This is a genomic window from Nostoc sp. 106C (genome assembly GCF_002154725.1).
Classification (GTDB): domain Bacteria; phylum Cyanobacteriota; class Cyanobacteriia; order Cyanobacteriales; family Nostocaceae; genus Aulosira.
The window spans coordinates 94,612-118,164 of the sequence record NZ_MTAW01000121.1; the positions used below are offsets into that span (position 1 = coordinate 94,612).

15 protein-coding genes and 4 pseudogenes are annotated in these 23,553 nt (G+C 40.0%); 8 read left to right on the forward strand and 11 right to left on the reverse strand.

All coding sequences use genetic code 11. From position 1 onward, the window contains the following. Window positions 1-55 precede the first annotated feature (55 nt). The 5 genes from BV375_RS17695 to BV375_RS17715 all read right to left on the reverse strand — a co-directional run bounded on the left by BV375_RS17695 (window position 56) and on the right by BV375_RS17715 (window position 10,187). Window positions 56-3,802: a hypothetical protein gene (locus BV375_RS17695; protein WP_086762714.1), complete on the reverse strand. Its 3,747-nt coding sequence runs from the start codon at window positions 3,800-3,802 to the stop codon at window positions 56-58. A 201-nt stretch (window positions 3,803-4,003) separates the two neighbouring features. Next, window positions 4,004-6,094 carry a caspase family protein gene (locus BV375_RS17700; RefSeq protein WP_086762715.1) on the reverse strand — a complete coding sequence of 697 codons (2,091 nt, stop codon included), beginning with the start codon at window positions 6,092-6,094 and terminating at the stop codon, window positions 4,004-4,006. 417 nt (window positions 6,095-6,511) lie between these two features. Continuing rightward, window positions 6,512-7,618, reverse strand: coding sequence for a 3-oxoacyl-[acyl-carrier-protein] synthase III C-terminal domain-containing protein (locus tag BV375_RS17705; RefSeq protein ID WP_086762717.1), 1,107 nt, complete (start codon window positions 7,616-7,618; stop codon window positions 6,512-6,514). 14 nt (window positions 7,619-7,632) lie between these two features. Further along, the gene (locus tag BV375_RS17710; RefSeq protein ID WP_086762718.1) at window positions 7,633-9,459 is read right to left on the reverse strand and encodes a ScyA-related TPP-binding enzyme; all 1,827 of its coding nucleotides are present in this window, start codon (window positions 9,457-9,459) and stop codon (window positions 7,633-7,635) included. Between the two features lie 539 nt (window positions 9,460-9,998). Continuing rightward, window positions 9,999-10,187 (reverse strand): hypothetical protein, encoded by a 189-nt coding sequence (locus tag BV375_RS17715; protein WP_086762720.1) that lies wholly within the window; start codon window positions 10,185-10,187, stop codon window positions 9,999-10,001. A 146-nt stretch (window positions 10,188-10,333) separates the two neighbouring features. On the opposite strand from BV375_RS17715, the gene BV375_RS17720 reads away from it, so the two are divergent. Beyond that, entirely contained in the window at window positions 10,334-13,969 is a 3,636-nt protein-coding gene (locus BV375_RS17720) for an NB-ARC domain-containing protein (protein ID WP_243713978.1), read from the forward strand. 37 nt (window positions 13,970-14,006) lie between these two features. Next, window positions 14,007-14,213, forward strand: coding sequence for a hypothetical protein (locus BV375_RS17725; protein ID WP_086762723.1), 207 nt, complete (start codon window positions 14,007-14,009; stop codon window positions 14,211-14,213). A gap of 152 nt (window positions 14,214-14,365) precedes the next feature. Here BV375_RS17725 and BV375_RS17730 read toward each other — a convergent pair. The 4 genes and pseudogenes from BV375_RS17730 to BV375_RS38190 form a co-directional block, all read right to left on the reverse strand. Continuing rightward, window positions 14,366-14,723 (reverse strand): annotated as a pseudogene (locus tag BV375_RS17730) (DUF4277 domain-containing protein); the annotation flags it as partial. A 490-nt stretch (window positions 14,724-15,213) separates the two neighbouring features. Next, the gene (locus BV375_RS17735) at window positions 15,214-15,519 is read right to left on the reverse strand and encodes a hypothetical protein (protein WP_086762725.1); all 306 of its coding nucleotides are present in this window, start codon (window positions 15,517-15,519) and stop codon (window positions 15,214-15,216) included. 22 nt (window positions 15,520-15,541) lie between these two features. Next, window positions 15,542-16,483: a ParM/StbA family protein gene (locus BV375_RS17740; RefSeq protein WP_086762727.1), complete on the reverse strand. Its 942-nt coding sequence runs from the start codon at window positions 16,481-16,483 to the stop codon at window positions 15,542-15,544. 169 nt (window positions 16,484-16,652) lie between these two features. Further along, window positions 16,653-16,938, reverse strand: a pseudogene (locus BV375_RS38190) (RNA-guided endonuclease TnpB family protein); the annotation flags it as partial. 40 nt (window positions 16,939-16,978) lie between these two features. On the opposite strand from BV375_RS38190, the pseudogene BV375_RS17750 reads away from it, so the two are divergent. Beyond that, window positions 16,979-17,672, forward strand: a pseudogene (locus tag BV375_RS17750) (IS1 family transposase). 26 nt (window positions 17,673-17,698) lie between these two features. Here the strand turns inward: BV375_RS17750 and BV375_RS17755 are convergent. Next, a pseudogene (locus BV375_RS17755) lies at window positions 17,699-17,875 on the reverse strand (transposase); the annotation flags it as partial. 847 nt (window positions 17,876-18,722) lie between these two features. Here BV375_RS17755 and BV375_RS17760 point away from each other — a divergent pair. The 5 genes from BV375_RS17760 (at window position 18,723) to BV375_RS17780 (ending at window position 21,966) form a co-directional block, all read left to right on the forward strand. Then, window positions 18,723-19,505, forward strand: coding sequence for a ParA family protein (locus BV375_RS17760; protein ID WP_208099145.1), 783 nt, complete (start codon window positions 18,723-18,725; stop codon window positions 19,503-19,505). After that, complete coding sequence (locus tag BV375_RS17765) at window positions 19,502-20,506, forward strand: ParB/RepB/Spo0J family partition protein (RefSeq protein WP_086762730.1); 1,005 nt, start codon at window positions 19,502-19,504, stop codon at window positions 20,504-20,506. The genes BV375_RS17760 and BV375_RS17765 overlap by 4 nt, the downstream gene beginning before the upstream one ends. Before the next feature lie 187 nt (window positions 20,507-20,693). Then, window positions 20,694-20,966 (forward strand): hypothetical protein, encoded by a 273-nt coding sequence (locus BV375_RS17770; RefSeq protein ID WP_086762731.1) that lies wholly within the window; start codon window positions 20,694-20,696, stop codon window positions 20,964-20,966. Between the two features lie 152 nt (window positions 20,967-21,118). Continuing rightward, complete coding sequence (locus BV375_RS17775) at window positions 21,119-21,475, forward strand: hypothetical protein (protein WP_086762733.1); 357 nt, start codon at window positions 21,119-21,121, stop codon at window positions 21,473-21,475. 113 nt (window positions 21,476-21,588) lie between these two features. After that, on the forward strand, window positions 21,589-21,966 hold the full coding sequence (locus BV375_RS17780) for a hypothetical protein (RefSeq protein WP_243713979.1): 378 nt from the start codon (window positions 21,589-21,591) through the stop codon (window positions 21,964-21,966). 158 nt (window positions 21,967-22,124) lie between these two features. Here the strand turns inward: BV375_RS17780 and BV375_RS17785 are convergent, their stop codons facing one another. Continuing rightward, window positions 22,125-23,369, reverse strand: coding sequence for a ParM/StbA family protein (locus BV375_RS17785; RefSeq protein ID WP_086762734.1), 1,245 nt, complete (start codon window positions 23,367-23,369; stop codon window positions 22,125-22,127). Window positions 23,370-23,553: the final 184 nt, after the last annotated feature.

Consider the following 23,553-nt stretch of genomic DNA (forward strand, 5'->3'; position numbering starts at 1 on the left):
GCTCATTTTTGCGAAAACATACGATTATGGGCAAGGTGATCGCGTTTACTCCAACTTACTTGTTGGGATTGACAGCAGTTGGTTGTATATTGTCACAAACCATGCGATCGCTATTTTTTTCATCAAGGTTTGTGAGATAATCACGCATTCTATTGCAACTTTTTGCAAGTAAATTGTCAAAGCTTCCCAACTGGAAAAACTTCGCACTGCCATTACTTCCAATGACAACTAGTGTACTGCCATCAGGGCTAAAACTCATGCTGGTTATACACTTATCTGTCTGAGTGTTGCATTCATTACCTGGAAATTCCGTCAGCAACTTTTTGCCTTGCAAGTCCCACAACTTAACGATATTTTTACTAGCTTTACTAACACTAGCTAGCAAACTGCCATCATGGTTCAATGCTATGATTTCCGATTGTTCTCGTTTTAGTTGCCCTGGCAATATATTCTGTATTTCCCCCGACATATTCCGCCAAGAAACAGTGGCGGGTGTTTCGTCAGTGGATTTATCTTCTGTGATTACTTTTGGCTCATCACTTTGTTGAAATTGGATGCCGTGTACTGTAATACCATAGGGAATTTCTAATAAAGACTTTTTCTCAAACTCTAATTTTTCACCATTCAATCTCCATAACTTAGCTATGTAAGTATCAGATCCATCAGCATCTTTGCTATCAGAACCTAGGGTAGCAAGACGTTGACTATCAGGACTAAAAACGACACTCACAACATTTTTTGAGTGTGCTTTGATTAGTTCTAATTCTTTGCCATTGTGGCTGAACAAGCTAACATTACCATTATCACTTCCAGTAGCAATAATATTACTATTAGGACTAAAACTGATACTTGTGACTTTGCCTGAAGTGACTGGGAATGCTGATAATTGCTTACCATTTGAGTCGAACAAGCGGATGGTCATCCCACTATCACCTACAGTAGCAACAGTTTTACGATCGGGACTAACACTGATATTCTGAATACCGTTTTGCAGAAATTGATATTGCTTTGATTCTTCTGGTTGTGGTAGATTTACATCCCACAAGCGGACAGTTCCATCCTCACTTAGAGTAGCCAAATATTTGCTGTCTTGGCTAAAAATCATACTTTGAATTGTACCGGAGGGTAATCTCATTTCATTAAAATTGGTTAATGCTGTGTCAACAAGAGATGATAGATTATAAATGCGAACAGTGTTGTCATCAGCAAAAGCTACTAGCTTACCATCAGAACTAAAACTGGCTATTTGAGCTTTATCAAGATAATCTTTATCGATAGTTGAAGGTTGAACTTTTTCCAGGTTCCTGCCGTTCCACTTCCACATTTGGAGAGAGGCATTTCCAAATATTTCGGTCAATAGTATATAATTGCCATCAGGACTGGCAGAGATTCTTACTCCTTGAAGGGAAGCTGTTTTTATAGGTATTGATTGGTTGGATAAACCTAACCCCGATATTATTATATTACCGTTATTTTCATCAGCACGAATTACACTGCCATCACTTTTAAAATCGAAATCATTATTTACGTTTGTCGATGGTCTTCCGCTGCGACCTTGTAAATTCCACCACCGGATAGTTGTATCAGAGTCACCCTTATTCTCATATGCTTTAGTCATAAAGGACTGACCATTAGGACTAAAACTGAGTTTTTCAATTCTGTAACCCGCATAGAATTCCTTCCCCAACTTATTGCCGTTCCAGTCCCATAGACGGATAATACCTTGTGAGTCAACAGTAGCTATTTTGCTACCATCAGGGCTAAAAAAGACGTTATCAGAAGAATCTCCTCCTTGAAATCTATGTCCTGCTAATTCTAAAACAGGTTGTCCTTTTGTTTTCATATCCCATATTTGAACTGTGCCATTATTGCTTTTGGTTGCTATCAATAATCTGCCATTTGGATGAAAAAACATACTCTGTACTTGCATCCCTTGCATTGGTTGCCATCGGTTGCGTTCTCTCATTCCATAGAAAACTTTTCGCAAGGTTTGTACTACTTGCTCCCGTAGCTGAGAGTCGGGTGGGAATGTTTGTAACAGAGGATAGCTAAAATTTTTTCCTGCCTGTGCGCTACTAATTAGTGCATCTAGTTCTTGATTTGAGAGAAAAAGTGCTTCAGAAGCTTGTCTTGAAGTACTAATTTGTCCTATTTCTGCATCTCTCTGACGAATTAAAGCCCAGAGTGTCAACCCGCTTAAACCCAGCATAACTGCGATCACAATCCGCCACCGCCAACTTAGATTTCGCCGTTTTTGTAAAACGCTTTCTTGGACAAACTCTGCTTCTATCTGGTTAAACCAATTGTTATTAGCTTGTAGTACTTGATTTAATACATCAAGGTAAGGGTTACTATTCCATAGAAACTGTATTGGTTTATCTCTCAGAGTTTTTTGCTGATTTTGTCTTTGCTGCCATTTACGAGTTAACCCAACGTTGACTTTATTAAATAGTTTTTCAGGAACGTAGAGTATGCGATCTAGCCAATCAATAACATTGTCTGTTTTTGTTTGCCAACCCAATGGTGGTAACTTGTTTGTGACAGTTTCCCATTCCTTAGCCGCAGGTGTTAGCCGACGTTGTAAGATTATGTTTTCTTCCTCTTCTTTTTTCCATGCCAGTAATTTATCCCACCCCATAACTAAAGCATCATGGGCTGGCTCTACATAAGGTTCGCCCTCAGAATTAGAACCTTCAACAATTAAGCGAGCTTCAGAAAAGTGTTTGATGGCTGTTTGTACACGGACATTTTCTTCTTTATCGGGATATTCCAGTTCCCATTTAGGTACTTGTCGCCGTGCTAACTCACCTCCCTGCAATGCAATCATTCGTAGCATTACCCGACGTATCGTATTTTGATAAGCGGTGTCTTTTGCAACTAACTGTTCATATTCCTGGTTAGCACGTTTGGTTAAAGAACCAACGACTCTTCCCAACTCTTCATAATCTTTTTCTGTTAATGCGCGGTTATCTCTTCGCTCCTCCAAATATTTTAGGTACAGTTCACTGAGAGTAAAAGAAAGTAGAGGTAAAGCCCCCGGCATTTGTACAACTTCGTTAATTAATTTATCTACCAAGTTGGGAGGATCAAAATATACCACTTTTTCTGATGCTGGTTTTTCAATGGCTTCCCGCAGTTCATCCTGAGTCATTGGTGGGACTACAAAGCGAGTATCATTATTCCAAAAATCTTTGAGTTCAGAGTTTTGAAACTGCGCTTCAAAGTCGAGTCGTAAGGTGATAACTACATGGATGTTGTTAGGATATTTAGCGATCGCATTTTTAATTAAATTCTGAAATTGCTCTCGTTCTTCATCACTTTTGCACAAAGTGATTAACTCTTCATATTGATCAACCGCCAGCAATATTTTTGTCTGGGGATTAATCTGACTCCAATTTTTAACAATATTTGCTAAAGCTTGCTTGTCTTCCTCTAATTCGCTAACAGTAATTGTATTTGATATGGGCGAACACACCTGTGCTAACGCCTGCAAAGGAGTTTCTCCTGGACGTATAGGGTTTAAAATCTCAAATTTATCGTTATCAAATGGTATTTGTCCTTGTTTAAAATCTGCAATTAACTGGTTGAGATTTTTGAGACTAGCACGTTGATTTAGAAATAACTGGACTTCATATTTATTCTGTGCTTGATATTGTGGTTTGAGAGCTTCATGCTGCTTTTGCAGAATTTCAGCAAGTTTCCGAGCATCTGGAACTGCCGTTTCTAAAGGTGGAATATTGTTGTGATAATTATTAACACCGATAATAATGGCAAAATTACGGTTAAATGTAGATTTAGGCATGAGTCTGTCTCTCTTTGAGTTTGAATGTAAAGACAATTAAGGCAAATTTAGTTCTTGAGTAAGTACAATGCTAAAGTTATCTCTGCGCTATTACTCGGCTCACTTGCTTCCTAATCAAGAAGATGACACAAGAAAAAATGAGCAAACAATACAAAGGCAAAAGTCAATTTCAATAATGCCTAATTTGTACCTTTTAATTATTTAGTGTTGTTTTTGTTCCTGAGAAACTGCGGTATATTTTAAAGGACGAACTGTAGTAATAGTAATTTCTTCTGCATACCAATCGACATACTTTGCTGTAGTTTTCGCTTTGATATCACGATTTTGAGTGCGATTCATCAAACGCTCAAGACTACTTAGATTTTGGAAATCAATATTTCTTGATGCAGGTGGACGAGGAGCGTCAAGTTTATCTTGAGTTAAGAATCTTGCATCAAATTCATCATTGCTTACAATTAATTTAATAATGTCTTTGTACTCCGTAATGCCTTGTTTCCAGAACTCATCTGGAACTTCAAGTTCCAAATCTATTCCATCAAGGGCATAAGCCTCTTCGTCAGGTTGAAGTCTGACGCTACCTGCTTCAAAAAATGGAGCGCTAATAGCAAAGTTGTCTGAAAGGTTGACCAAAGCACAGTAAAGTGGCTGTTGACTATTATTAGTGAGTTTCAGTTGAAATTCTGGTGGTTGCCACTGGCCATTTTCATATTTGTACTGCAATCGCATCTGCTTAGTTTGCGATGATTTGTGATTATGAAAGATTAGTTCCATCTTGATATCACCAGATTTAATTACAGTTGCAGCAGTATTTGAGAGTCGAGCAATTGTTGTCCAACGAGCAATATGTTCTAGGCGTTGAATTACCTTTTGTGCGTTCTCTTTTGTGTAATTATTAATTTCTTTTACAAGCGGTCGAGAATCTTGAGATTTAGTAATCAAATATTGATGATTGCGACATGAGAGGCGAAACTCAGGGTTGGTAGATTCTTCACGGATATAAGCTGAGGATTTACCATTAAATCCAGCAGTTTTTATTGCTTCCCGTGCCAAATTAACATCCACTTCGTCTCCCTCAAAGTGAACCCCCAAAGGCGGTAATGGTAGACCAATAACTACTGCTTTAAAAGTAAGCTCAGTAGTTAAATTCTGCACACCTTCAATATCTATCTTGCTCTTGGTTGGCAATACCTGAGTGACTTTAGCTGTTCCCACGGACTTTGAGGGGTTGCGTATATCATCTGTATTGGCATCAAAAGGGAATAATGCCAATAGAGTAGTTTCGCCATTTTGGGATGGTTGAACTCCGTGAACAGCACCACCTTCAATTACCCAGCCAGAGGTTCTGTCATTTTTAACAATAAAGTAAGGTTGAAGTTGAGCGATCGCACCATCTAAGAAAAATTTGTTCTCATCGTTGGGATGATTCACTTCCAATTGTGGCGACTGATCCCCATTTACGCTGCGAACTAAGGCATTTGTGCGTCCAAACAAATCTCGATAAGTCAGCTTTCCGTTGGTTTTGGACAGTGTATCCATTAAAAAATAAGAAAAACGTCCCCGATGTTGACCACCTGCGTTATATTCTTTTGCTGTTTCCCGATCTCGACAGGCTGCTAAAAGCACATGACGACCTTTAGGCAAATGCCAACCAGTAGGGTTAGCTTGCGGCTGTATTTCCCGAACACCTGAAAGTTGGTTTAATTCTTCTAGGGTAAAAATAAAACTATCTAGTGGACGTTTCCGTTTATCTGTTGGTAAACGCCTTTCTTTTACCTCTTGTAAAGGGTCTTTTGTGCCGGAACCAGAGTGGCAGCAATCAAGAATAATGGTCATATGCGGATTATTTTTTGCCACGTCTGCAATGAGTAGTGCCAATTCTTTATCTGCCAAATCCCAGCCGCCTTCAGTACGGCTGTCGTAACACACCAAAGTTTCATCAAGATGGTCTGGTTCTAAATGCCAAAATTCTTGCGGTGCTTGTTCTTGAGAACCATGACCACTATAGTAAAACAACACTACATCATCTTCCCCAGCCTGAATAAGATGTTCCCGGAAACCATTAATAACTGCCCTACGGGTGGCTTCTTCGTCTTTTAGAGTTTTTAAATGAAGTTGATATTCTGTTCTCTCAAACCTTTCGTGCAGATATTCTGCGATCGCTGTAATATCATTCACACAGCCTTGGAGGCAATGATTGGGGTTGGGATAATTATCGATACCTACAAGCAAAGCGTATAAATTGCGAATCCCGATTTCCTGAGTAGGGCTGAAGACTTGAGAATTATTAACCATGATGCAAATCCTGATAATAAAAATTTATTTATGATTCGAGACAGTTATTAAAAATAAATGAGTCAATAAAATATTGAAACATTTGCGGTTTATCTTCCTTATAGCTAAATCGAAAATTAGCTCATCAGTCTAATGTAATGAAAACTATTATTAATACTTCGCTTGATTTTTTTACTCACTCAATAGGATTTTAATTACTTACTCACAAGCAATTTAAATCAACTAACTTTGATAGTCAATACAGTAAAGTTACGGTAAAGTTCCCTATATGAGTGTCTGGCGAAAGTTAGAGTCGAGGGGAAGCGTTACCAGTCACCGCGAGTAGTCTTAGGGCGTGTTTTAAAACTATAGCCAAAGATTGATCTTTGGTAGCCTCCATTGATTGCAAAGCAATACAGTGGTGGGAAGATGTCAAACTCACTCAATGCTAGATTCCTTAAAGAAATGAGCAGGGCCTAAAGCTACATCACCCCAGCGCATGACGATCGCAGTAGCATTTGCTGATGCCCCAAACGAATAGACGAGAACCAAATCATTTTCATGAATCTTACCTAATAGCGCCGCATGATACAGATTCGCCAGGGGAAGTACAGGCCCAATGTTTCCATACTGAGGGTAGAGATTAATTGTACGTTCTGGGTTAATGCCTAGTATCCGAGCGCCAAATTTAGTAAACCAGGCAGTTGGTGTATTGAAAATAAAGAAGTCGATTTGGTCAATTGTCACGTTAGCAGTAGCAGCAGCACCTTCACAGCATCTCAGGACGAAATCAGCAGCAGTGTTACTAATTACTCGATTTGCTCCCTTGCCAGTCTTCATAAATAATCGCAGCTTGCCCTGAGAATCTTCTGCAATTTCAGTGTGAAATGTGCCACAAGTCTCTGCTGAATGAACGATTTTACTGCCGAGAATTCCTTGGTTAGCTTTAACTTCACTAACTACAAAAGCGCCAGCACCATCACCAGTTATCCACGAGAGAGTATCTCTTTCATCCAGAAGACGAGAATATGCACAGGAAGTAACTACTAGAATATTGCGGTACTCTTTGGCTCGCACTAATGTACTAGCAGTTTGCAGTGCAACTATACCACTGGAACACATAGAATTAAGATTCCAAGCCGGACAATGTAAGCCCAGTTGATTGACCAGGAAAGCAGCATTACCAGCTACAACTTCTTCAGTACCGAAAGAGGTAACGATCGCCAAATCAATCTCTTCTCTAGAGAATTTTCCAGCCTCCAAAGCATCTCGTGCTGCACGATACTCTAAGGTTAGCGATGACTCACCACGGGCAAGTATCCGTCGCTCAACAGCACCGCGAAAGGGGTCTTGCAGATAAGGCAGCATTTCTTGGTCAAATTCGTTGCTGGGAGTAGAATCAGCCAGTGAAAACAGCCTTGCCAAACTTTTTTGTTCCGACTGAGAAACTATCTGTGGGTATTTCTGGCGGTAATAATCATTCGTACATATGGTGCTGGGAAAGCTCAATGCTAGAGAGCGAATGCCCACTGAATAATTTTGCATAAAACAAATACTTCCTATGAATTGGTAATGCCTTGGGAAATCAAACTGTTAATCCGACCATCTAGGGGAGCAGGTTCGGTGGGATCGATAATCACATCAACTATGAAGGGAACAGGAGAAGCGATCGCTTTTTCTAAAGCAATGCAAATATCAGATTCTTTCTCCACACGAATACCGTCAGCTCCCATACCGCAGGCAATCTTCACGAAATCTACTTGCGGTATCTCTACATCCATACCATCAAACCCTTGTAACGCCGATCCCTGACCGCACATGTTGTAACATCCATCGTTGAGGATAATCCAGACAGCAGGAATCTGGTATCTCACGGCAGTGCTGACCTCGCTGTTCATCAGCATGGCACCATCCCCAACAATAGCAACTGCCTTACCATTGCGTGCTAAGGTTGCACCGACAACCCCCGTCACAAAATGTCCCACAGAAGCAAAGCCAGTGCTGGTGCGGTAACGACTTGGCTGAGTAAATTGCAACAACTGATTTCCCCATGCCATTGAGTTACCTGCTTCGGTCATCACTATGGCATCACTGCGATCGACAATTACTTGTTGAATTGCATCCATGAGTACCTGGGGTCGCACCAAGCCTTGCATCCGGGGATTGATTTTTTGCCGCTCTGGTCGAGGCAATACCATGATGTCTGGTTGACTTTTTGGTAAATGCTTCAATAGCGCCTGCACCAAGGCTTTTACATCAGACTGAATAGCTAATGTCTTGACGCCTGGATAGGCAGTTCCCAGCACTTCTGGGTCGATATCGACATGCAAAAAACCCTCCAAAGGAATCATCGCCGGATTCCAGAAAGAGGTGAATTCACCAAGGCGAGTTCCTAGTACCAGCACTCTTAAAGGACGATGCTTTTGCATGTAAGTTAAAACTGATTCATGTCCAGCAAGACCTGTAACCCCCACAAACTGAGGATGGTTTTCTGGAAAAATGCCTTTACCACGTGGCGAACACATGACCGCCGCCCCAGTCTTCTCAGCAAACTGACGAATTTCTGCTGCTGCATCTGTTGCACCAAAGCCAACCCAGATAGCAAACGATCCTAAAGACAATAACCGCACGCATTTGGAAATCGTTTCTTCACTGGCGGTGGCTGGAGCAAAAGACAGATCCGCTTTTGACAATGATGTTTTGATGGAACTTGCTTGGATGTTGGTAGGGATACTGATATGCGCGATAAAGCCCCCTGGTTGAGCTAAACCTTTCGCTAATCTGCGATAGACCTCTGGCAGTTCATCATCAGATTCGAGGGTAGTTGCATAGTGGAACAGAGATTTTAAAGTGAAAGTCTCAGCCATTGTGTAACTACTGGTTTCTTGGCAAGCCCACCGTCCCCTTTGGGATGCTGAGGTGGAAGCTGACAAAAAGATTACCTTTGCACCCTCCCAACGGGCAGCTAATAAACCTGTCAAACTATTCGTGATTCCTGGCCCTGTTGTCGAAAATACTACGACAGGGCGATCGCTAGCAAAGTAGGCTTCAGTGGCTGCAAAAGCCGCTCCCGCTTCATGACGAAAGTGCAGCACTTTAATAGAACTATGTTGCAGAGCGTGCCACACAGGAACAATTGCTCCCCCTGAAACACCAAATGCATACTGTACTCCCATCTCTTCTAGTCTCTTGACTATTGCAGAAGCTACTGAGCTAGGAACAAGACTCAACGGCGAGACAGTCAAGGATGACTTACTTGCATCAAAAATGCCAAAGCCGGATTCATCATTTATGGTAGTATGCTGACCTGACGTAAATTTTATTGGGCTACCATCTTTTAAGTTTTCGGCTTGAGTTGTATTGTCAGGAAAAGATTCAATGTTCATAGACTAGACATAAAGTTTGTAATTTCTCTGTTCACCAACTTCTGTGCGCTTAACTTTAATTACAGACATTAAGTGCTGGGCAAACTATTGAAAATGAAGATTACACAATAAACGCAAGCACAATTGCCCCAACTTTGGGTCTTTAACTTCTATAACTGGTCGTGTCCACCATGTTGACAAGTCGTTAAGCTTAAACTTGCAGTACTACCCTAGCGACACACTCTTGGCTCACAAATCAGGAAAGCAACTGTGAATTTTGCATTTTGGATTTTGGTATCGTTGACCAACTTTAATTAGGCAATAGGCTATAGCCTTTGCTTTGTAGCCATATTTGAAATTTTGAGGCATCAATAACTACAGTATCAAATTTCTTTTGTCCACTTTTCTGACACGCAGGCATAAAAAGGTTGTAATGAGTAGATGGATGTTTGCCAACTAAACAACCATAACTCCACCCACCGACTTTTTCAGGAGCAGGTGAGCCAGTATCATTGCCAGTAGTATGTTGATTAATGCCAAAATTACTACCTATATAAGTCTTATCTCTTGCCTTCCTTGGGTCGCCAAAGAATTCTCACATCGTTCCACGCATCTGGTTGGTTAGGTTGAGGCTTCCATGTATCTGGATTTGCATCTTCTAAATAGGTAATTGTGAAAGGCTGCGTTCTCCAGCCATTCTCTGCATAATACTCTGCCAATGCTTCGGCTTTTGATTTATTAGTTACCATTGTTTGCTAACCCTTTTACTTTCGGTTTGAAGCTGATAAATTTATCAAACCCTACCGCATACTGGCTTATCGTCTGAAGATTACTGGCTTATTTCTGACTTGTGACTGACTTTTAGTGTATTACTGGTAAAATTCATACAGTTGTAATGAAACGAGCCATGCCCAGGTCGCTCAGGGTTCGCCAAGAGTTCATTCAGAAAGTAAAGCTAGCAGTCAAGCGCAACGGTTTCCCTAGCCAAAAAGCTTTGGCTGAGGATGTAGGGTTAGCTTTAGCCACAGTCAGCAACTTCCTCACAGGTAAACCAGTTGACCATGCAACATTTGAAGAACTTTGTCAGAAGTTAGCACTCTCGTGGAAAGAAATCGCTGATTTAGATTTTGATCTGCCATCCCAGACTTTAGAGCGAGATAAAAATACTGAAGGAGTAACCATTAATAATCATCAAGACTGGGGAGAAGCGATTGATGTCTCAGTTTTCTATGGGCGCACCGAAGAATTAGCTACACTCAAACAATGGATTATTAATGACCATTGCCGACTAATTACTTTAATTGGTCTGGGTGGCATTGGTAAAACAGCTTTGTCTGTAAAATTAGCACAGCTTTTGCAAACAGAATTTAACTACCTGATTTGGCGAAGTTTGCGTAATGCGCCACCAATTCATGAGCTTTTGAACGACTTAATTAAGTTTTTATCCAATCAAGAAACAAATTTACCAGAGAACTTAGACAGTAAAATTTCTTGTTTAATACAATATCTGCGTGCAGAACGTTGTTTGTTAGTCTTAGATAATGTAGAGTCAATTTTATCTAGTGATAAACGCGCAGGAGGATATCGACAAGGATACGAAGGATATGGACATTTAATAAGATGCTTGGGAGAGACTAACCATCAGAGTTGTTTACTTTTGACGAGTCGAGAAAAACCTAGAGGAATTAGGATTAAAGAAGGTATCAAATCTCCGATTCGTTCACTGAGATTATCCGGCTTAACAGGGAGAGAAGCCGAGAAAGTTCTTGCAGAAAAAGGCTTTAATATCTCAGAAAAGCAATGTCAATCATTGGTAGATTTATATGCAGGCAATCCCTTGGCATTGAAGATTGTCGGAACTACTATTCATGAGCTATTTGACGGGAATATTACTCAGTTTTTAGAACAAGGAACCATTGTTTTTGGTGATATTTCGGATTTACTTGACCAGCAGTTTCATCGATTGTCAACTTTAGAACAACAGGTAATGTATTGGCTGGCAATTAATCGAGAATGGGTATCATTTAGGGAATTACAAGCAGATATTATTCCGGCTGTTTCACTCAAAGATTTGTTAGAAACTTTAGAATCTCTACAATTGCGCTCATTAATTGAAAAAAATTCTGGGGATTTTACTCAACAACCAGTAGTGATGGAGTATGTTATCGACTACTTCATGGAACAGATTTGTCAAGAAATTCAAATTGAAGAAATAGAATTATTTGATAAATGTGCATTAATTAAAGCTACTGCCAAAGATTATGTCAGAAATGCACAAGTTCGGCTCATACTCAAGCCAATTGCCGAGCAATTACTAAACCTGTTTGGTACTCCAGAAAATGTGGCAAATTCTTTGAATCAAATTTTATCAAAGCTGAAATCTGGTACCCCTCGAAAACCAGGATATGCAGCAGGCAATATTCTTAATTTACTTTGGCAGCTTCAGATTAACCTGAGTGGTTATGATTTTTCTAACTTAACAGTTTGGCAAGCTTACTTACAGGATATGAATTTGCATCGAGTTAACTTTACCAATGCGAATCTGAGTAAGTCTGCTTTAACTCGAACTTTAGGAGGTGTATTATCAGCAACTTTTAGCCCAGACGGAAAATTACTGGCAACAAGCATCGATCGTGAAATTTGCTTGTGGTCTGTTGCAAATATCCAACAAATTATTACTTACATTAGTCATACCAATTGGGTGCAATCGCTGGCTTTTAGTCCCGATGGCCAAATTTTAGCTAGTGGTAGCAATGATCAAACCGTGAGGTTGTGGAATGTCCACACTGGGCAATGTTTGAAAACTCTGCGAGGTCATAAAAGTTGGGTGCAATCGCTGGCTTTTAGTCCCGATGGCCAAATTTTAGCCAGTGGTAGCAATGACCAAACCGTGAGGTTGTGGTGTGTCGATACTGGAGAATGTCTGCGAAGTTTATCAGGGCATCGCAATCGGGTTATTTTTACCACTTTCACCCCAAATGGACAAACTTTAATCACTGGAAGCGAAGACCAAACTGTAAGATTGTGGGATGTTAACACAGGTGCTTGCCTGCGAGTTTTAGAAATCCCTATTAATTGGGTGTTATCTATTGCTCTTAGCCCAGACGGACAAACATTGGCAACAGGAAGCGATCGCACAACGGTAAAATTTTGGGATATAGCCACTGGTGAGTGCATCAGCACGTTACCAGATTATGACAGTTATGTGTGGACAGTTACTTTCAGCCCAGATGGTAAAACACTGGTGACGGGGAGCGAAGATAAAACTGTGAAAATATGGGATGTTTTTACAGGAAAGTGCCTGCAAACTTTGTATGAGGATAGTGATTTATCTACAGGCAGCTACGCTTCACGCATTTGGTTAGTTACTATTAATCCAGATGGTCATAGCTTGTTGAGTGTTAATGAAAACCAAACGATGAAGTTATGGGATATCCGCACAGGACAATGTTTGAGAACAGTGAGTGGGTATATTAATTGGATATTATCTGTTGCCTTTAGTCCAGATGGTCAAATTTTGGCGAGTAGCAGCCAAGACCAACGGGTGAGATTGTGGGATGTAAAGACAGGACAATGCCTGCGAATATTACAAGGGCATACTAATTTGGTTTCATCAGTCACCTTTGCTTCCCAAAATATAAATGGTTACACATACGGCAGAAGTATAACGTCATCTGAAGAGATTGGGAAGCAGCAAAAAAGCACGATTCTGGCAACTAGCAGCGATGACACAACTATCAAACTTTGGGATGTAACTACAGGAGAGTGTTTGCAAACTCTTTGGGGACACAATAGTTGGGTACATTGTATTAGCTTCAGTCCCAATGGTCAAATTTTAGCAAGTGGTAGTCGTGACCAAACGGTAAAGCTTTGGGATTGGCATACGGGAGAGTGTCTGCATACATTGGCAGGACATATTGGTGAAGTCAAAACAATTGCTTTTAGTTCTTGTGGTAGATTTTTAGCAAGTGGTAGCTATGACAACACTATTAAACTTTGGAATCTAAGTACAGGAATTTGTTTACAAACATTGTCAGGACATAGTGATTGGGTTTTATCTGTTATGTTCACTCACAGTGCAGATATCCTTGCTAGTGCCAGTGGAGACCAAACTATTAAAATGTGGGATGTTAATACAGGGCAATGTCTACAAACATTAAAAGCTCATACATATCGAGTTAGAACAATTGCTTTTAGTCCAGATGGCAAAATCTTAGCTAGTGGCAGTGACGACCAGACTGTAAAACTGTGGGAGATCAGTAGAAGTGTTGTTCTCAAAACATTTCAGGGACACCACAAAGCAGTACGGTCAATTGCCTTTAGTGCTAATAGTCTTGTGTTGGTTAGTAGCAGCGAAGACGAAACCATGAAGCTTTGGGATGTTGAAACGGGTGAATGTCTAAAAACGATCAGAATTGATAGACCTTATGAAGGTATGAATATTAAAAATGCAATTGGTTTAACAACACCTCAGAAGAACACACTCAAAGCTCTTGGGGCAGTAGAGAGTGAAGATGGTATCATCACATAATACTTAATTAGTATAAAATTTGGGTGCAAAAAAACGTATGGAAAATCAAGAATCTAAAAAAGCTCTTGAAACAACAGTAGAATTGGATCGCTCTTCAGCAACAGATAGAGGCGCTGAAATCGAATCTGATACATCAAGCGTTCAAAATGTTGAAAATGTTGAAGTAGAAAAACAAGAACCTAAAAAAGTTACTGAAATCATAGTAGAATCCGATCGCTCTCCAGGAACAGATAGGGGTTTATAACCCACATTCCGCAGATATTAAGCGGATTTACATAGAGACTAAGCAATGCAAAGTAGCCCAGCAGGGCTGAGTAATCAGAGACTTACCAAAAAGATTCTTTTCAAGCTTTTAATTCCCCTTATCACCTCAAAATTAGCGAACGGACAGTTACGTGCTGCACAAAGCGCAACTGTCACAAACACTTCAGTTAGTCCGGCCGCATATAATTTGTCCAATACTCGACCCAAACGGTCATCGTTTAGGTGTTCTGGACGTATTCCTTCTCCTAACAGATGCTCGCTCCGCTTTCCCAACAAAAAACTTTTCAAACAAATATAATGGCGCACTCACGAACCCTAATCCGTTTAAAATCATTGCTTTTACAACTTGACCTGCACTGATAATTTCTTGAGTGTGAGTTCCCAATAGCCGATTAATTTGTTCTACTAGATTCATCTCATCACAGATGCCTGCGACTATGCCGCAGTGGTCAATATCCTGTACCCTGATATCTAACGGTGATGCTGTCATGCTTCTAAAATGCAGCATTTAGGTCATTTTCAAAAATACAGCATTTACAAGCGCACCTGCGGAATGTGGGGTTAAATTATGAAAAACTTCTATAGTACTTGTTGTTACTCGGTTTCGAGTTTTTTCGGCTGTGATGTAACGACTTGTGGGCTTAGAGTTTTCCGTATTCTGCCGAATTTGGTGGTACAAGTTTTTTTGATTGGCCTTGACTGCGATAAGCCTAACGGCATGGCTTCGCTTACCGCATAGTCATTGCCACCATCAATTATGAGTTTGCAAGTTTTTTTTGGCAATGCAAGGCATCCAAGCTAAAAACCATACCCTCGATATCCAGTCTGGAAATTAAATTTTGTACTGTGTTAATTTCGCTACCTTAGCGTTTACTCTGCTTTCTTCTCCTTTATTTACTTCACTCTATGCTGATTTTTCTTTTATTCTGCGATTACTGAATCGGTGTTCTAGGGGGGCGAACCCCACACACGCCACTTGGTTATAAATCAAAATCAAGAGTGAAAGTTTCGCCATCTGAAGTTTCTTGAATTTCTTGTGTAGATGGCGTTGGAGTAGACTGTTCTTCTAGGTTTTGCTTTGTAGCACTAGGAGTAACAACAGGTGTATATGTGACTGCTGGATATATCGGGAATGCACCTTTTTTAAACGCAAAATAGCAATCAATGATAAAGTAAAGCGTTTCTAGGTAACTTTTATCTAATTGTTGTGATTCTGCAAATATGCGTTCGCGGTAGCTGTCTTTAATGCGAATTTTTTCTGGGGTTGAGTCTTGTTTGTCTGCCATTGTTATCTTCTATAAAGTATGCTTAGGGATTCTTTTTGACAATCGCTTTAGCCATTTCTAATAGCCCAAAGGCATTAGCTTCTACCGGATTATCCAGAATTCTGAACCCATTCTTCTCTAATAACTTTTTAAATCCAGGTAAGAGACAACCGCCACCAATCGCCCAAATTTCATCTCCAGCGTGTTTGGCATCAAGTGTGAGATTCACAACTTTCTTCAAGTATTTTTCATACCAATCTTTCAAACAAGCACTGTAGACATCTTTGATATCAATGTCACGGCTATACCTGGTATGTCCCATTTCTAGACAAAATCGAATTTTTGATGGGTCACCGATTTTCCCTCCATTGAGATGTTTCATCTTTTGGGAGATATCATCTATGAGAACTTCTACACCTGTGGGATAAGGAGTGTGAACTTCACGCTTGCCTTGGCTGTAACGAGAATACAGAGTGGTACCATTGCCAAAGTCTAAAACGGTTAATTTTGGGGGAAGTTGTTGCCCAAACAATGCACCCATCCCCTCTGGGACGACTTTGAGTACTTCTATCTTTACCTCTGAAACTTTGCCAGCCAGTATTGGTTGATATTCACCGTTGAGTACTTGTTTTAATTCGGATGCCAAACCAACATCATGTAGGCTGACGACTAACTTTAAATGCCAAGCCTTACGGTGTGGCAGATGTGCCAATGCACCCAATAATGTAATCAGCGCATTATTGACTTTGTTTTCATTATTATCAGTATTGCGTTCAAAATGATAACCTGTGCGGAAAGCAGATTCTCCTACGGTGTAAGCACTACCGTTAAACACTACTCTCCCGGGTACGTCTTCCATTTCAATCGAAGAAATGTAGCTGGGAACGCGAACGACTCCAAAGCCATCGACTAAAAGTTTGAGGCTGCCGTAACCGTTATCAAAGCCCGCAGGAAAAATTTTTTGTAAGGCATGAATGTTAGTCATGGGTGTCAAATGGGGTACAAAGTATTAATCAGTGAAAAATACCCTAATCATCACCTATATATACCCTAAATAGGGGTTAAATTGAGCAAGAAAATTCCTAAGTATTTATGGGGTATATATAGCCCCTACTTATGCCCTAAAAAATTTATAATATTTGATGGCTAGTTCAATGAGGTGACACGGCGACAGTGACTACCCTAAAAACTTTACCAAAATATTCAACCCATGGACGCAGTTCCGTCCATGCTGCATCACTAATCGATTTGGCAAGGTGTCTATTCCTCACCATATTCCGCACCTTCAAATCTAGCCTTCGGCAAGCCGCTTCGCGTCTACATAGGTTACCAAGTCTGCCGACTTGACTACGCACCTCGCCAACTTCATGGCCGTTGCTCTTTACGTTGCCTACTGACTTTGAGATGCTTCCTGCTCAAACGATTTCTCGCCTTGATTCTGGGCGTTGCATAATAAAGGGATGAATTAGGGTTTACTACTGTGCATTGTCCATACTGTAAATCTACGGAGATAAGAAAAAATGGCAAACGAAGAGGTAAACGCTCATCACATTTGCGTAAGCTGTGGTCGTCAATTTATAGATGTATACAGTCCCCCAAAAGGATACTCAGATTAAATAAAACAAGAATGCTTAAAAGCATATGTTAATGGTGAGGGATTCCGATCTATTGAGCGCTCCAAAGGTGTTCATCATACAACTGTAATTTATTGGCTAAAACAAATTGGTGAAAAATTGCCAGACGCACCACCAATTAACGAAATACCAGAAGTAGGAGAACTGGACGAATTAGAAACTTTCGTAGGATCAAAAAAAACAAAATTTGGTTATGGACAGCAGTAAACCACTTCCGTCAAGGAATTTTAGCTTGGGTTTTAGGAGACCACAGTGCTGAAACATTTAAACCTTTGTGGGACATTGTTTGCTGCTGGCTTTGCGCTTTTTTATGTTACCGATGGATGGAAAGTTTACCCCAGTTTTATTGAGCCAGAAGACCATATTGTGAGCAAAACCTATATGACAAGAGTAGAAGGCGAGAATACCCGTTTACGTCATTATCTCGCACGACTACATCGCAAAACATTATGTTATTCCAAGTCAGTAGATATGCTGAAATACTCAATTCGCCTGTTACTTCACTATTTAAAGTATAGGCAAATACCCGTGCTTAACTGATTCATCCCGCATTTATGCAACGCCTTCTTAGAACTCTTTTGAGTCTTAGAAAGTCTGCGTTGCAATCGCTTGAGCGACTTCTCGCTTTTACACAGGTGTCGGGGATCTTCAACCGTATTGCCATCGCTATCGGTCAAGAAGTGATTAAGTCCAATATCAATGCCGATAGTTTTATCCGTTGGCTCTCGCTTTTCAATTCGCTCTCCTAACGATAATCCAAATAAACCCGCCCCTACGCCCCTCTCAAGAGTAGGTATTTTGTATTTGACAATTTTTTGGCGATATCAGTCGATGCTTAAATCCTGAAACGACCAACCCACATTAAACAATTGATAATTTTCTCAAATATTTTAGAGATTCTGAAAAACCTACCCTTGAAAGCTACGCCCCCTTCCCTAAGTTCGCTTACGCTCAGTATTGGTCAAGGGCGTTACCCTTCGGGAAGGCTTGCGCCTATGCTTTTGACCCGCAATTCATGAGGCAGCCCGTTGCGGGGTTCTCCCCGTTGTAGCGACTGCCGCCTCGCCGCTTCTCTACTCTTCGGGAACACTTTGTAAACGAGTAAGCGGGAGCCTTCTTACGATGCTAAGTAAAACGAGGTATATCAGCATTCGTAGCTCGACAATTTGGCACTATGCCAAAACTTTACTTGTAGCGTAAAATAAACTATTTGTTAATTCAATCTCCTCACTTTACTTATTACTGAGTGTACAAGTTTATCGTTCAGTAGACTTTATTGTTTTTGTAGAGTATGACATTATACGCAAACAATAAACTTATTTACCAGAAACGCCCCTAAGTGCGATAGTTAGGTAAAAAGGTGAGTTCTCCTTACCCAATCAAGTCCTTAATTTAAAGCCAACTTACTACCGAAGCGCTCTGTTGTCCAAACAATAAAGTCTTTAACTGGTCTATAAACAAGTATGCTATCCGCAGCAATGACAGTAAATGATTTTTCCCTTTGCAACCAAATAGTCCCATATCCAAAGTACCAATTACTAAAGGAATTTATTGTCTATTAAAGAACTTTATTGTTTACTTAAGGAGTTTATTGTGAGTGTACAGAAATCAACCAAAATAATCGCTAGTTTTAACCAATCAGGTGGCGCAGCCAAAACAACTATTACACACAATATTGGTTATCACCTTGCCCAAAAACACCGCGTACTGCTTGTAGATATGGACCCACAGGCATCGCTAACAGCTTTTATGGGATTAGGAGCAACTAAATTAGAAACCCAGCAAACTATCTACAGTGCGATCGCAGAAGAAACGCCCTTATATATATGGGAAGAACCTATTCACGGAATGCATCTGGTACCAACTAATATCCAACTAGCGGGTGCAGAGCAAAAAATTCTTCACGACCTCACAATTGACAACCGCCAACGGCTCAAAACAGCACTTTCAGAGGTAGTTGATGAGTATGATTACATTTTGATTGACTGCCCACCTTCTCTAGGAATACTAAGCATTATGAGCTTAGTAGCAGCTTCGCATATTATCATTCCAGTCGAAACTCAATACAAATGCTATCTTGGCACTAACCAACTACTAGAAACAGTCGCCCGTATCAAAAAAGGAGGACACAAAAAACTACAAATTGCTTGTTTGATTCCAACTAAGTACGATCATCGCAACCTCCAAGATATAGGAATACTTGAAGAAATTAAAAAGCAAGTAGGAGAGCGTATACATGTCACATCTCCTATACCTAAATCAACAGCTTTTCCTGATGCTGCCCAGTCTCATCTACCACTTGCACTCTACAAAAAAAACCACCCCGCAGTTAACATACTCGAAGAAATTACAAAATACATCATTCAATTATGAGCCAAAGACGCGAACTAGAAAAACTAACTGGACTGGATAATTTATTTGGAGATGAGGAAGAGAAATTTTTATCCAATTCCACTTTACCCTTATCCCAAATTATCCTTCCACCAAGTCAGCCCCGTCGCTATTTTGACCCCATAAAACTCAAATCACTTGCTGACAGCATCAAGGAAGTAGGGTTACTAGAACCCATCGTCGTTAGAAAGATTAAGGAAGACCAGTACGAACTGGTAGTTGGTGAACGCCGTCTCAAAGCTTGTAAAATCGCAAAACGTGAGGAAATTTCTGTAGTCATTATTGAGTGCGACGAGAAGAAAGCTCGTAAACTTCGCCTAGTTGAAAATCTCCAAAGAGAGGACCTCAACACTTATGAAGAAACTATCGGAATTCTCGAACTACTTGCTGAAGAACTCGATGTTGACCAAGAGACAGTAGTCAAACTACTCTATGACATGAATAATGAAATTAAAGGTAATTCTAACCATAACGTTATGGTTAGCGATGAGGGGCAAACCATACAAGATATATTCTTGAAGTTAGGAAAAATTACTTGGCAGTCGTTTGTAGCAAATCGTCTCCCTTTACTCAAACTGCATTTAGATATCCAAGCCGCGTTACAAAAAGGCGAGATTGAATATACCAAAGCTAAGGAAATCAACCGGATAAAAAATGATGGTGGAAGGCAGAAAGTTTTAAACAAGGCGATCGCAGAAGATTTATCACTATCTGAAATTAAGATTCTAGTGGGAAATATTCTTCAGCAACAGTCAGAAAGTAAGCCATCATCTCATAATCAAGAGCAAAAAGAGAAAGCTGACAGAATATACAAAGCACTTAGAAAGAGTAAAATTTGGGAAGACGAGAAAAAGCTAAAAAAAATTAATAAGCTTTTTGCTCAAATCCAAGCACTTTTAGAAGAAGATGCAATGAATAAAGATTCCTTCCCTGAAAGTAGTCTAGTGGGAAGCAGCACTTCAGAAAAGAAACTTGAGGAGTAACAGTCAACTTACAGATTAACTGTGCATCAGAAAATATGTAACCAGTGCCGTAGAGGTCAATATTATCAGGCTACGGTTATTTTTTGCAGTAGTTGAACAAGACATAAAAGCAACATTACTATTTCGTTTTAATCAACGGAGGCTTACGCCTGGAAAAACAGATTCACTTAACACGTACGCTTGGACTATGCAATTCCACTTTCAAGTTTTTGGTATTTGGATATCGAACGCCTTCGGAAACTGTTTCAAACCCGCCTTCCAGTTTAGAGATAGAGAATTAATCATTCGTACAAATAATTGGTTAGAAACCAAAATTTATCATCGAACTGATGGTAGTTGGGATTGGAACAGCGAACACATTGCTCGTCATCTTGGAAAACACTTTAAAGGAAATGAAGAACAAGGCTACCCTGATAGTTGGGAATACCAAGGTTGGTTAGGCTGCCACTATTACATCTAAATCTATATTTACAATCTATAAAAACCGTAAGCATATTGAATACGCTTGCGGTTTCACTGTTTTAACGCGGACTTACGTCCAAATAATAACGAGAGAAAGCACCAAAGCTGACGCTAATTCTCTAAATCTCTCTTCTCGTAAAGGAAATAACTATGGCTACTAAAACTAAGAAACTTAGTTTGATCGATGATAGCGCAATGGGCGTTTACCAAATTGCTTCTTATAATGATCGCAAGCTCAAAGCAGTCTATTATGGATTGCAAGAAACCTGGGGTAAAACTCTTCAAGCACAGTTTCAAACTAACTGGAACAAAGCTCGATGGAATGACTTCAAAACTAAGTTTGCAACTACATTCGGCACAATTGAGAATCCAAAGTACACTGTTGAACAAATGATTGAATATTCTATTAAGCACTTCAATAAAGGTTTGGAAGAACTTCTCGAAGTCAACAAGCGTACTTGGCAACAACGGGAACGCTGGAAACAACAAGAGACTACCAACTTTTAATTAATAAAATCCTCAATTTATAAAAGAAATCTCACATCAGTAGTGAGACTTCTTTTTATTTACACGGGCTAAACGCCCAAAAAAAGATGAAAATACCTAACTGAAAAGCAACTATGGCTGCTAATAAATCTACTAAAGCTCAAGCTGCTAAAGTCGATGATTCAACAATGGAGCAATTTAAAGTTGAATCATTCGACGTACGTAAATATAATACAATTTTCTATTCAATTCGTGACCTTTACGCTCGGGAATCACAACGGCAACTGGGATCTGAAAATTTCGATTGGAAAGCTTTTAAAATTCAGTTTGAAATATGTTTTGGTCGTCCTGAAGATTGTCGTTACACCACAGAACAATTGTTAATTTTTGCAAAACACAAATTCAACATGAGTTTGGAAGACTTGTTAGCTTATAACCGTAAATCATGGGAACTCCGCAAAAAACGGGAACAACAATATGCAGAAATGGAGCAAATTAACTCTGTAATTTAACGCTTTCCAGAAAATACCAATCCTCATATTAATTGCTCCCAAGTACTAAAGCAACAATCATACTAAAATCTCAAAGAATCAGTTAGAAAGTACTGTTTTATGCAGCACTTCATTCTAGCTGATTCTTTTTTTACTACATTGATTTGTGTCTGAACCTATCAAACATTCTCGTTCACAGCAATAAATGTACTAGGTCGTTCACAAGGTGTAAAGTTATACTTATTCTTAACTTCTTCACCTGCATTATTTGTATTATCTTCAACAGATTTAGTTAGCGGTACAACTTCAGAGCGTATATAACCAGTTAGCTTGTCAAACTGAATAATCATGTGCTGGTGGAAAGCCCAAACATCCGCCATCCGATTGCCCATACCAGAAGATATTTCATCAGGTATAAAAATATTACCGTGCCAGGATACTTTAATCCCCTCTTTTTGGAAGTAAGCATCTATTTCAGGACGAATGTAATCCGCAGTTCCTCCGCAAAATACCAGTTCTTCAATATCCTCATCCATCTTTGAGCGCAACCACCTAGCGATCGCACGCCAATATTCATCTCTAGCAAGTAATAAAGCTTTGGACATCGACTCGCCATCAAGTTGAATCTCATCACCTTTGCGCTTGCGTGAGAGTTTTTGCATCACCTGGGGGTCACAACTGGCTCCAGCTTCTATCAGTACCTCAATAATATTGGAATTATCAGGGCTTAGTCCCGATGTTTTGGAAATCAAATTATTTACTAACCAAGACATACCAAAATTACTGGTTATTCCTGCGCCAATCGAACCACTCCGAAAGGTGAAAATACTCGCGTTGCGATAACCAAGCATTACGTACATCGAAACAGGTACACGATCGCCAAGCGTTCGCCTACGGTGGAAAAATATTCCACTACCTTCAGAAGCTGCATCATAACGAAGCATTTTCACCCGCATCTTACCTGCTGGTGTATCAAACCCCCGAAACGTATCCTTCAACCGAATTTGTAACTGTTCCTTGTCTTGCACTTCACCCGGCGGCAGCAGGACACTCAAGTAAGCTGCAACATCATTACCCAGGTTCAACTTCTCCTTAGCCAGCCAAAATGCTCCGCAAATTTTGGGAACTGCTAGTTCGTATTTTAACTCCCTCAGTTGCGATATACCCCCAAACCGACGACGAGCAAGTTCTCCCAAGGCGAAATACTCATCGCCTATCCCTACCCAAGTACGAGATTCAGGACTACCTTCAGGTTGGACGCTTTCAACTGAGGCTTTAGCAACATCCGCTACTTCTGAGTCTAAAAGTAAAACAACAGGCTTTCCTTCTGGATACTCCTGAACGATAGCCTTAGTTTTACTTGCACCCATATCAATCGTAATTACTATCTTTTTTAAATCTGATTTCTCCTTAATTTTGGGCATATATAAAGGTTTCAATTCATCTCTGCTATTGCTTACAATTTAACCTTTATAAGTATTAACTCGGTATGGAAAAAGGCTTACTTTATAGCAGTATTACCCTATCTTAGAAAAAATTTTACAATTATCATCGGCTTTGTTGCATGAAAGAAAAAGAAGACACACAAATCCACAATTGGAATTAAAA